At 71.0% G+C, this 11,901-nt stretch carries 8 protein-coding genes and 1 tRNA gene; 1 reads left to right on the forward strand and 8 read right to left on the reverse strand.

The genetic code is table 11. From position 1 onward, the window contains the following. Positions 1-389 precede the first annotated feature (389 nt). The 8 genes from pheT to O0S08_RS22940 all read right to left on the reverse strand — a co-directional run bounded on the left by pheT (position 390) and on the right by O0S08_RS22940 (position 9,767). Entirely contained in the window at positions 390-2,897 is a 2,508-nt protein-coding gene (gene pheT, locus O0S08_RS22905) for a phenylalanine--tRNA ligase subunit beta (protein ID WP_269041353.1), read from the reverse strand. Then, entirely contained in the window at positions 2,894-3,973 is a 1,080-nt protein-coding gene (pheS, locus tag O0S08_RS22910) for a phenylalanine--tRNA ligase subunit alpha (RefSeq protein WP_269041354.1), read from the reverse strand. Before pheS ends, pheT begins: the two co-directional genes overlap by 4 nt. 181 nt (positions 3,974-4,154) lie before the next feature. Next, positions 4,155-4,511, reverse strand: a complete 357-nt coding sequence (rplT, locus tag O0S08_RS22915) for a 50S ribosomal protein L20 (protein WP_269041355.1) — start codon at positions 4,509-4,511, stop codon at positions 4,155-4,157. A 3-nt stretch (positions 4,512-4,514) separates the two neighbouring features. After that, positions 4,515-4,718, reverse strand: coding sequence for a 50S ribosomal protein L35 (rpmI, locus tag O0S08_RS22920; protein WP_096333201.1), 204 nt, complete (start codon positions 4,716-4,718; stop codon positions 4,515-4,517). A gap of 160 nt (positions 4,719-4,878) precedes the next feature. Then, positions 4,879-5,505: a translation initiation factor IF-3 gene (gene infC / locus O0S08_RS22925; protein WP_371879542.1), complete on the reverse strand. Its 627-nt coding sequence runs from the start codon at positions 5,503-5,505 to the stop codon at positions 4,879-4,881. 347 nt (positions 5,506-5,852) lie between these two features. Beyond that, a complete protein-coding gene (thrS, locus tag O0S08_RS22930) occupies positions 5,853-7,625 on the reverse strand; it encodes a threonine--tRNA ligase (RefSeq protein WP_269041356.1) in 1,773 nt (590 codons plus the stop codon). A gap of 94 nt (positions 7,626-7,719) precedes the next feature. Beyond that, positions 7,720-7,793: transfer RNA gene (locus tag O0S08_RS22935), tRNA-Val, on the reverse strand. Between the two features lie 129 nt (positions 7,794-7,922). Beyond that, positions 7,923-9,767 (reverse strand): AMP-dependent synthetase/ligase, encoded by a 1,845-nt coding sequence (locus O0S08_RS22940; protein WP_269041357.1) that lies wholly within the window; start codon positions 9,765-9,767, stop codon positions 7,923-7,925. Between the two features lie 282 nt (positions 9,768-10,049). On the opposite strand from O0S08_RS22940, the gene O0S08_RS22945 reads away from it, so the two are divergent. Beyond that, a complete protein-coding gene (locus O0S08_RS22945) occupies positions 10,050-11,882 on the forward strand; it encodes a serine/threonine-protein kinase (protein WP_269041358.1) in 1,833 nt (610 codons plus the stop codon). Positions 11,883-11,901 lie beyond the last annotated feature (19 nt).

The raw sequence follows: 11,901 nt of genomic DNA on the forward strand, positions 1-11,901 counted from the left end.
GTCGACCCCCGTGCGCGCCGCGCCGACGCGCCGAGATCCTCCCCCCAGCACCGGCTCGCCGGCGATGCGAGGAGTGGAAGATCTCGCCGGCGTGATCTCGACGCGTGGGTGCGTCGCGGCGAGTCGTCCGGCGCCGCTTGCAGTGCCTCGGCCGGCCGGCCGGACCGCTGAACGAGGCCGGCGCCCGCGCCTGTCCTTCGGGACACAGCCGGCGCGGCCAGACCTACTCGGCGGAGCAGCCGCCGAGGAGCGGTCCCACGGCCGCTCCGACTGGCGCGCGAGCGTTCGCCGGCGGCTGTCCTCGAGGACACATGCTCAGTCGCGAGAAAGGTGCATGCTCCGCCTCGCGGGCGGAGCATGTCTGTCCTTCCGGACATGTGCGACGCGAGTCAGCGCGGGCGGACCGTCGGCGCCGCGGCGCGAAGGGCCTCGCAAGCCGCGGTGACGATCGAGGTGTGCAGCGCCTGCGCCTCGTCGTCGGTGACCGAGCGCTGCTCCGCCGCGTAGTGCAGGCGCAACAGCAGCGCGCGGTGCCCGGCCGGCACGCCGGCGCCGCGGTAGTCCTCGAGCACCTCGATGGCCGGCTCGCCGAACGAGTCGGTGGCCAGGCGCACCTCGTCACCCGTCTTGCCCCCGGCGCGCTGGCTGGCCGCGGCGGTCAGCGCCGCGACCACGCGCGCCGCGCTCAGCGTCAGCGGGATCTCGAGCGAGAGATCGCGGGCCGTCGACGGGAAGCGCGGCAGGTCGCGCGCCTTCGCGGTCGCGCGCGGCGGGATCGCCTCGATGTCGATCTCGGCGTAGAACACACGTGTCCCTTCGGGCAGGTCCCAGGCGCGTACCAGGTCCGGGTGGACCTCGCCCGCCTCGCCCACGACGGTGCCGTCGACCGCCAGGGCCGCCTGCACGCCCGGGTGGAGGTGGGCGACGGGCGCGGGCGGATCGATCGGCCGCGCCCGCAGGCCCACGCGCGCCAGCGCCTGCACCGCCGCGCCGGTGATCTCGCGCGCCTCGCCCCCGCCCCTGGCCCCGGCGTAGATCAGCGCCGCCGCGACCGCGCGCTCGCGCGGCAGCAGCACGTCGATGGCCGCAGTCGGCCCGTCCTTCGGGACATGTCGTTCGGGCCAGGCATACGTGCGGCCGACCTCGAACAGGCGGACCGGGCGGGTGTGGCGGGCCACGTTGTGCACCAGCGCGTCGAGCAGACCCGGCAGCATGTGCGTGCGCATCACCCCGGCCGCGCGCATCGGGTTCTCGACCCGCACGCGCCGCTCGGGCGGGACCGCGAAGAACTCGACCTTCGACTCGGCGACGAACGCCATCGCCACGTGCTCGTGCAGGCCGGCGTCGCGCAGGCCCTCGGCCAGGCGGTCGCCGAGCTCGGTGATCGGGTCGCTGTGGGCCGCCGCGCGCGCCTCGGCCGGCACGGTCAGGCGCGCCGGCACCTTGTCGAGCCCGTGGAAGCGCATCAGCTCCTCGATCAGGTCGACCTCGCGGCGGAGGTCCGGGCGGTGCGTCGGGGCCACGCAGGTCCACACCTCGGGGCTGTCCTCTCGGACCTGTACTTCGAGACCGGTGAGCACCGCGCGAGCGGTGTCGACCGGGACGTCGACGCCGAGCAGCGCGGCGACCCGCGGCAGGCGCAGGGCGATGGTCGGCTGCGGCGGGCGCTCGCCGGCGGCGTCGGTCCAGGCAGTGCAGCGGCCGCCCGCCAGCTCGATCAGCAGCCCCAGCGCGCGCAGGGCCGCCCGCTCGAGCCCGACCCCGTGATCGACCCCGCGCTCGAAGCGGTAGCTCGAGTCGGTCGCGTAGCCGTGGCGGCGAGCCGTCGCCCGGATCCCCGGCGGCGCGAACCATGCGGCCTCGAGCAGCAGGTGGTGCGTGCCCGCGTGCACCATCGACTGCGCGCCGCCCATCACCCCGGCGAGGGCCTGGGGCGCGCTCGCGTCGGCGATCACCAGGTCGTCGGCGGTCAGCAGCTTCTGCGTCCCGTCGAGCGTCGTCATCGGCTCGTCGCGCTCGGCCCGGCGGACCACCACGCGGCCCTCGACCAGGCGGTCGCGGTCGAACGCGTGCAGCGGCTGGCCGCACTCCATCAGCACGAAGTTGGTCACGTCGACGACGTTGCTGATCGCCCGCAGGCCGACGCGGTGCAGCCGGACCCGCATCCACAGCGGAGATGGCTGCACGGACATGTCCTCGAGGACATAGCCGAGATAGCGCCCGCAGCGGTCGGTCGCCGCGATCGTCACCAGGCCCGGGGTGTTCGGCGCGTCGGGACGGCGGACCTGCGGCGGCCGCAGCGGGATCCCGAGCTTGGTGCCGACGTCGCGGGCCACGCCGATGTGGCCGAGGGCGTCGGGCCGGTTCGGCGTCACGCCGAGCTCGAGGATCGTGTCGACGATCCCGGGCACGCGGTCGACCAGGCGATCGCCGGCGCGCCAGTCCTCGGGCAGGACGAGGATCCCGCTGTCGTCGGCGCCGATCTCGAGCTCGGTCTCGGAGCAGATCATGCCCTGCGACGGCACCCCGCGCAGCTCGCGGGCGGCGATCGCCAGGCCGCCGGGCAGCACCGCGCCGACCGGGGCGAACGCCACCTTGCCGCCGAGCGGCGGCAGGTTGCTGGCGCCGCACACGACCTGGACGACACCTGTCCCATCGAACAGCTCGACGACGGTCAGCTTGTCGGCCTTCGGGTGGGGCGACTTGCCGCGGATCTCGCCGACGACGATCGAGCGCACGCCCTCGCCGACGGCGTGGACGGCCTCGACCTCGAGGCCCAGGCCGGTGAGCAGGCGGGTGTAGGCCGCGCCCTTGCCCTCGGCCGACCAGGCCGCGAGCGCCGCGTCGAGCGCGCCCTCGGCGAACATTTCACTGAGCCACTGGTGCGAGATCTTCACGGGAACTGCTCCAGAAACCGGACATCGCCCTCGAACATGTGCCGCAGGTGCGGGACGGCGTGCTGCGACATCGTCATGCGATCGACGCCGAAGCCGAACGCCCAGCCGGTGTAGACTTCGGGGTCGATCCCGCAGGCTTCGAACACCGCCGGGTGGACCATGCCGCAGCCGCCGATCTCGATGTAACCTGTCCTTTTGCACAGGTTGCAACCGTCGCCGCCGCAGAACGGGCAGCCGATGTCGAACTCGGCGCCCGGCTCGACGAACGGGAAGAAGCTGGGCCGGAAGCGGACGTCGAGGCGGCGGCCGTAGAAGTCGCGGGTGAAGTCCATCAGCGTGGCCTTGAGGTCGGCCATGGTCACCCCGCGGTCGACGTAGAGGCCCTCGATCTGGTGGAACATCGGGCTGTGGGTCGCGTCGTCGTCGCAGCGGAAGGTCGTGCCGAGCGCGACGATCCGGATCGGCGGCTTCTGCGTCAGCATCGTCCGCACCTGCACCGGCGAGGTGTGCGTGCGCAGGACCAGCTCGCCGGCGCGCAGGCGCATCGCCGCGTCGTTGTCCGAGTGATCGTCGAAGCCTGGGTGGCGGTGCGGGCGGATGAAGAACGTGTCCGCCATGTCGCGCGCCGGGTGGTTCTTCGGCACGTTGAGGTCGTCGAAGTTGTACTTGCTGTGCTCGACGTGCGGGCCGACGGCCAGCGAGAAGCCGAGGCGCTGAAAGCTCTCGCTCAGGCGCCGGCGCGTCTGCGACAGCGGGTGCAGCGTGCCGGCGGGCGGCCGCAGCGGCGGCAGCGTCAGGTCCTCGACGCGCGCGAGGTCGAGGCGCCGCGCCTGGTCTTTGAGATAGGTGCGGCGCTCCTCGAGCGCGGCCTCGATGGCGTCGCGGACCCGGTTCCACTCGGCGCCGAAGCCCTTGCGCTGCTCCGGCGGGAGCTTGCCCATCTCGCCGCGGAGCTGGGTGACGGTGCCCTTCTTGCCGAGATAGGCGACCTGAAGCTCGTAGAGCGCGGCCTCGGAGTCGACGCGGGCGAGCGCCTCCTGGAAGGCCGCGAGCTGCGTGGCCAAACGTGCTGGCATGGCGAGAGTGTGCCTCTTTTCCGCCGCCCTCGCCGCCCGCTTAAACGGCGACGAGCCGGCAGCGCGGCTCGAACGGTGTCTCAGGGTGGAGCGCCGGGACGGTCGGTCGCGGCGCGCCGGGATGAAGTCGCGACTCGGGCCCGACGCGCGAGCGGCACGACGGGCCCGAGGAGATGGTTCGCTACGCGAGCGCGCCGCGAGCCTCGGCGACGACCTTGCCGAACGCCGCGTTGTCGAACACCGCGAGGTCCGACAGGACCTTGCGATCGAGGGCGATCCCGGCCTTGCCGAGGCCCTCGATCAGGCGGCTGTAGCTCAACCCGTGCAGGCGAGCCGCGGCGTTGAGGCGGACGATCCACAGCCGCCGCATGACCCGCTTCTGGCCCTTGCGGCTCGTGTACATGTGCATCCACGCGTGGTGCACAGCCTCGAGCGCGCGGCGGAACATCCGCGAGCGGCCGCCACGGAAACCCTTCGCGGCCTTGAGAATACGATTGCGGCGGCGCCGCGCCTTAAATCCACGTTTTGCGCGAGGCATGGTTCAGGTCCTCCCATTCGGAAGCATGATCTCGATCCGCCGCTGGTCGGGCTCGGAGACGATCGTCATGCCCTTGAGCTTGCGAATGCGGTCGCTGTGCTTCTTGGTGAGGATGTGGTTCTTGTGCGAGTGCTTTCGCTTGGCCTTGCCGGAAGCGGTGAAGCGGAAGCGCTTCTTCGCGCCGGAGTGGGACTTCATCTTGGGCATGATGGCGCCTTCTAAGGAGCGGGCCAGTTCTGGCGCGTTGCGCCGTGACGGGGGGCCTGGAGATACCCCAGCTCGCCCATGGACGCGAGGTCCGGGTTTGGCCGCTGGTTTTGTGTTGACTCACGGATTCGAGCAGGCGGACGGCGCCACCTGCCCCGGTTTAGTTGGCGGCGTCAGCGTCCGGATCGTCGAGACCGGTCGTGTCGTCGTCGAAATCGTCGTCGTAGCCCTCGTCGTCGTCGTCAGTGGAGGACGGCGGCGGCGGCGGCGGAGCAGCAGGACGGACGATCGGGCCCTCGGGCGGCTTGGGCTTCACGGTGCCTGGACGCTGCGGCTTGGGGGCGAGCACCATGTTCATGCGGTTGCCCTCCATCTGCGCCAGCTGGAGCACCGTGGCCACGTCGACGAGCTCGCGGATCACCTTCTCAAGGATCGCTCGGCCCGTCTCGGGGTGGGTGATCTCGCGACCGCGGAACTGGACGACGAGCTTGACCTTGTCGCCTTCGTCCAAGAAGCGGCGGATGTGCCGCGTCTTGAAGTCGAAGTCGTGGTCATGGGTCTTCGGGCGGAACTTGACCTCTTTGAGCTCCGTCGTCTTCTGGTTCTTCTTCGCCTCGCGGTCGCGCTTGGCGGTCTCGTACTTGAACTTCCCGTAGTCCATGATCTTGCACACGGGAGGGCTGGCCTTCGGGTTGACTTCAACCAACTGAAGGTTCGCTTCCTCCGCGCGCGCCATGGCATCCTGGGTGAGCATGATCCCAAGCTGTTCGCCATTGGCGTCGATCACCCGGACTTCCTTGACGCGGATCCGGCGACCTACGCGATGGGTCTCGACGCGGGGCTTGGGCTTCTGTTGTCTGCGGCCGATGGCGGTACTCCTTCAAGAGAAAAACGGCGAGTAGAGGCGAGCTTCGCGCACCTCCCCAGCCGGGGCGCCATTTTGTGTGCAATTATGGACGCGCCGTCAAGCCCCTTCGACGCGCGGCACGCAGCGCCGGCCCCGGACCGCGGAGCCGGCTGCCCCGCGACGGCTGCGGCGGGGACCGGGCGGCCTGCCCGTGATTTTTCGGCCCGTGATTTTCGGCCCATGATGCCCGTCGGCGCGGTCCCATTCGTGACCGCGCCGTCACCAGATCAGGACGGGATCCGTGCTTCGTCGGCCATGCGTTCGACGAAGCCGGCCAGGGGCTCGAGGGCGCCCGTCTGACCGTCACGGCTGCGCGGCGCGACGCCCCTGCCCTCGACCTCCTTGTCGCCGAGCACCAGCATCGTCGGCACCCGCAGCAGCGTGGCCTCGCGGATCTTGAGGCCGAGCTTCTCGTTGCGCAGGTCGGTGTGGACCCGCAGGCCGCGAGCCACCAGCGCCGCCTCGACCTCGCCCGCCCACGCGTGGTGCGCCGCGGTGATCGGCAAGATCGCCACCTGCACCGGGGCCAGCCAGGTCGGGAAGCGACCGGCGACGTGCTCGAGGTAGACGCCGAAGAAGCGCTCGAGGCTGCCGAGCATGGCCCGGTGGATCATCACCGGCCGCCCGCGCGAGTCGTCGGACGCGACGTACTCGAGGCCGAACCGCTCGGGCAGCTGGAAGTCGAGCTGGACGGTGCCGAGCTGCCAGCTGCGGCGCAGCGCGTCGCGGACCTTGAAGTCGATCTTCGGCCCGTAGAAGGCGCCGTCGCCGTGGTTGATGGTGTACGGCAGGCCCGCGCCGTCGAGCGCGGCCATCAGCGCGGCCTCGGCCCGGTTCCACGTCTCGAGCTCGCCGAGGAACGACGCCGGCCGGGTGCTGACCTCGATCTCCGGCCGGTCGAAGCCGAAGGTCTTGTAGCACTCGAGGATCATCGCCGTGACGTTGGCGATCTCCTGTCCGACCTGGTCGGCGGTGCAGAAGATGTGCGCGTCGTCCTGGCAGAAGCTGCGCACGCGGGTCAGCCCGTGGACCACGCCGGCGCGCTCGTAGCGGTGCAGGCGGCCGAAGTCGGCCAGGCGCTGCGGGAGGTCGCGGTAGCTGTGGTGCGACTGGCGGAACAGAATGCAGTGGCCGGGGCAGTTCATCGGCTTCACCCCGAACTCGCGCTCGTCCACCGTGCAGGCGAACATGTTCTCTTTGTAGTGATCGTAGTGGCCCGAGGTGCGGAACAGATCCATGTCGAAGATCTGCGGCGTGATCACCTCTTGATAGCCGTGGCGGCGGTACAGCCCGCGCACGTAGGCCTGCAGCAGGTTGTAGATGGTCGCCCCGCGGCCGGTGAAGAACGGGCTCGCCGGCGCGATCGGGTCGAAGTAGAAGAGCCCGAGCTCCTTGCCGAGCTTGCGGTGGTCGCGGGCCTTGGCCTCCTCGAGCAGGCGCAGGTGCTCCTTGAGCTCCTTGCGGTCGGCGAACGCGGTGCCGTACACGCGCTGCAGCTGCGGCCGCTTCTCGTCGCCGCGCCAGTAAGCCCCGGCGATGCTCATCACCTTGAAGGCGCGCACGTCGCCGGTGCTCTTGACGTGGGGGCCGCGGCAGAGGTCGACGAATTCCCCGCTGCGGTAGAGCGTCAGCGTCGCCCCGGCCGGGATCGAGCCGATCGCCTCGACCTTGTAGGTCTCGTTCAGGCCGCGGAACAGCTCGATCGCGGCGTCGCGGGCGATCTCCTCGCGCACGAAGGCGTGGCGCGCGTCGACCTCCTTCTGCATCTCCGCCTCGATCGCCGCGAAGTCCTCGGGCACGAGGCGGTGCGGCATGTCGATGTCGTAGTAGAAGCCGTCCTCGGTGTGAGGCCCGAACGCCAGCTTGGCCTCGGGCCACAGCCGCTTGATCGCCGAAGCCATCACGTGGGCCGCGCTGTGCCGCAAAGTCTCGATCGGCGACAGATTCGGCACCGAAGGGTCGATCATGTGCTCGATCTCTTGCGCGTGTTCGTCCGCCATGGGGCGCGAAGCGTACACAAGGCGAGCCGTCGGAGCGAGCGAGAAACAAGAAAAACGCCGCTGAGGCGAGCCTCAGCGGCGTTTCCACTTTCCATAGGACCGGACGGATTCGAACCGTCGACCTCTACCGTGTCAAGGTAGCGCTCTAACCAACTGAGCTACGGCCCTGAGTTTTCGTGCTGCTCGCCAGTGCCGGCGAGGGGCTGCCTAGGTAGCGCAACCGCCCGAGGGCGTCAAGCATAAAGCGAAGCGGCCACGCAGGCAGACGCGAAGGCCTCGCCCGCGCCCCTCGCGCCCTCATCCTGCCGCCGCCCGCTGGCCGGAATCCGGGTAGAGCGCAGCGATCTGGGCCGCGTAGCGGTCCTGGACCTCGCGGCGGCGCAGCTTGCCGGTCGGGGTGAGCTCGCCGCCGGTGATCGTCAGCGGCGTGGTCACCAGAGAGAAGCGGCGGATCGCCTCGTAGCTGGCGAGATCGGCGTTGAGCGCGTCGATGTGGCCCTGGACGATCTGCACGATCCGCGGGTGCCGCACGAGATCGGCCAGGCGGCGGGCGCCCAGCCCCTCCTGGCGCGAGCGGGCCAGCATCGCCTCCTCGTCGAGGGCGATCAGCGCCGCCAGGTACGGGCGGCCGTCGCCGACCACCAGCACATGGGCGATCCCCTCGGCCAGCTCGAGCCGCCGCTCGAGCGGCTGCGGTGCGATCGTCTTGCCGGTCGAGGTGATGATGAGGTCCTTCTTGCGGTCGGTGATCGTCAAGAAGCCGTCGTGAAGCTCGCCGATGTCGCCGGTGTGCAGCCAGCCCTGGGCGTCGATCGCGGCCGCGGTCTCTTCGGGCAGGTCGTGGTAGCCGCGCATGACCCCGGGCCCGCGGACCATCACCTCGCCGTCGTCGGCGATCCGCAGCTCGCAGCCGGGCATGGTCGGGCCGACGGTGCCGAAGCGGAACCGATCGGGGCGGTTGACGGTGCACGCGCCGGTGGTCTCCGACAGCCCGTAGCCCTCGAGGATCAGGACCCCGAGCGCGTGGAAGAACTCGGCCACCTCGCGGGCCAGCGGCGCGCCGCCCGACACGAAGAAGCGCAGGCGGCCGCCGAGGCGCTGGCGGATCCGGGCGAAGAACAGCTTGTCGGCCACGCTCGCCTTCAGCGCCAGCCCGCCCGGGACCGCCTGCCCGCGCTGGCGGCACATGCTGACCTTGCGGCCGACCTGCAAGCACCAGGCGAAGCTGGCCTCGGCGAGCTTGCCGGCGGCGGCGATTTCCGCGCGGATCTGCGCGTAGAGGCGCTCGTAGATCTGCGGCACGGCGCCCATGAAAGTCGGGGCGACCGCGACGAGATCCAGCTCGAGCTCGGCGGGGTCGGCGGCGAACGCGGAGACCGTCCCCTGCTCCACCGCGCCCCACAGCAGGTGGCGGCCGAACACGTGGGCCAGCGGCAGGACCATCAATTGCTCGTCGGCGTGGTCGGCCGCGATCACGCTCTTGATCGCCCACGCCTCGTAAACGATGTTGCGGTGGGTGAGCACCGCGCCCTTCGGGCGGCCGGTGGTGCCCGACGTGTACACCCACGTGAAGTCGTCGGTCAGCGACAGCTCGTCGGCGATCGCCTCGAGCGCGGCCTCGGCCTCGGCCAGCTCCACCTCGCCGAGGGTCTGGAGCGCCTCGAAGGCGCTCCAGTCGGGCGCCGTGGGCCCCGCCTCGTCGAAGCAGAACGTATGCACCAGGGCGTGGTCGCGGCCGCGCAGGCGCTCGGGCCACCCGGGGTTGTCGGCGAACGCCAGGCGGGCGCCGCAGTCGCGGAGGATGTACGCGGCCTGCTCCGGGGTGACGCTCGGGTAGATGGGCACGCTGACGGCGCCGGCCATGGCGATGGCCAGGTCGACGAGCGCCCACTCGACGCGGGTGCGGGCGAGGATGGCGATCCGGTCGCCGGGCTTGACCCCGTGGGTGCGCACCAGCGCGGCCGCGAGGGCGCGGCTGGCCTGGTGCCAATCACGCCACTGAAGCGTGTGCCAGCTCCCACGCAGCTTGTAGCGCAGCGCCGTGGCCGCCGGCGTGCGTCGCACGCGCGCGGCGAACATCTCCAGGGCGTTGGGGAAGGTCAGCCCCTCGGCGGGCTGGGGCACGAAACCGGAGCGGGGCATGGAACGCTGCTTTCCCCTACCACGGATCGGCCCGGCGCGCGGAGCCCGGGCGCACCTTCGCGCCGGAGAGGTGCGCGAAGGCGGTGTCTAAGGGCCGGTCCGTCCTCCTCCGGTCGCGCCCGCCGCCCGGCTTCGGCCTCTGCTTCGGCCTCTGCTTCGGCCTCTGCTTCGGACTCTCGGGGCCGAAGAATCACCCGCTGGAGCCGATCTGCCCGTCGCGCGGAACCGGCCTTGTGCCCCTCCGGGGTCGATCTGTAGTACACGGACGGAGCCCTTCCCGCGATGCCCACCCTGGTCGGAACCAAGCTCGACAAGTACGAGATCCAGAGCGAGGTCGGGCATGGGGGCATGGCCGTGGTCTACCGCGGCATCGACACGGTCCTGAGCCGCGAAGTAGCGATCAAGGTCCTCCACCCGCACATGGCGGGGCGCGAGGAGTCGCGGGCGCGGCTGCGACGCGAGGCGATCACGGTCGCCAAGCTGCGCCACGAGAACATCCTCGAGATCTACGACTACTCGGGCGAGAGCGAGGCGGAGAGCTACCTCGTCACCGAATTCATCCACGGCATGACCCTGCGCGAGTGGCTCGACACGCGCTGGCGGCCGCGGCCGGCCCTCGCCGCGCTGATCATCCACCGCCTGTGCGCCGCCCTCGGCCACGCGCACAAGTCGGGCATCGTCCACCGCGACATCAAGCCCGAGAACGTCATGATCCGCAGCGACGGCTGCCTCAAGCTGATGGATTTCGGGATCGCCCAGATCATCGACCATCAGAAGCTCACCATGACGGGCCAGCTGCTGGGCAGCCCGGCGTACATGGCGCCGGAGCTGATCAACGGCAAGCCGATCGACTCGCGCACCGACCTGTTCGCCGTCGGCGTCATGCTCTACCAGCTGGCCACCGGCGAGCTGCCGTTCTCCGGCCGCAACCCGCACGAGGTGCTCGCGCGGATCGCCGAGGCCGAGTACACGCGCCCCAGCATCATCTGTTCGCTGGTCGACGACGAGCTCGAGGCGATCATCGACCGCGCCCTCGCGCGCGAGCCGGAGCAGCGCTACCAGACCGCCGACGACCTGGTCCGCGACCTCGAGCGCTACCTCGACGAGGTCGGCGTCACCGCCACCCAGGAAGAGGTCACCGCCTACTTCACCGAGCCGGACCGCCACGTCGACCAGCTCGACAAGCGGATCTGCAACGCGCTGATGACCCGGGCCGAGGGCGCGACCAAGGCCGGCCACAGCGCCCGCGCGATCCGCCTGCTCGGCCGCGTCCTCGAGCTCGAGCGCGACCAGAAGCAGGCCAAGCTGATGCTCTCGCGGCTGCGGACCCGCGAGCGCACCGTCAAGCGGCTGATGGCCGGCGGCGCCGCGTTACTCGCCACGGCGGCGGTCAGCGGCGGGGCTGTCCTTTTGTACATGACCCCGCCGACAGAAGAGAACTTCCGCCCCGGCGACGAGGGCGCGGGCGGCGGCATCGTCCCCTCGACGGCGATCCGGCCCGAGCACAAGGCCACCAAGGCGAGCGAGCCGCCGCGCGAGGAGCCCAAGGTCGTCGTCGAGCCGCCGACCCCGCGCAAGAACGTCGGCGTGCGCCCGGTCGAGCCGACCAAGGCCACGCCGAAGGCCGCGTCCACCACCACGCCGTGCTCCGTGCGGGTCGTCGGCATGCCGGTCGTGCTGCTGCAGGGCGGCCTGCACTCGCTGCAGATCGGCAAGCTCAAGCAGCCGCTGCGCAGCGAGGTCGTCGAGTTCGACCTGCCCGGCGAGCGCGCGCTGGTCCACGTCGCGGGGCCCAAGTACAAGGGCCACGTCACCGTCGAGCGCGGCGACTGTCGCCCGGGCACGCCGATCGAGCTGCCGGTCAAGCCGCTCAAGGCGATCCTCGACTTCACCGGCAACCCGCAGCAGACCACCATCGTGTGCGTCAGCGGCCCCTGCCCCGACACGCGGCCCCACCTCCTCGACGTCGAGCGCTTCCCCGACATCGACCTCGGCGTCCAGCTCGAGGCGGAGATCGTCATCGAGGTGCGCGCGCAGGGATACGCCAGCAAGACCTTCAAGCAGCGGATCGGCCCCGGCCGCAATTCGTTCCCCATCGCTCTCACGCCGCTGTAGCGTCGCGTCCACCCGCTCC

This window comes from Nannocystis punicea, from assembly GCF_026965555.1.
GTDB lineage: Bacteria > Myxococcota_A > Polyangia > Nannocystales > Nannocystaceae > Nannocystis > Nannocystis punicea.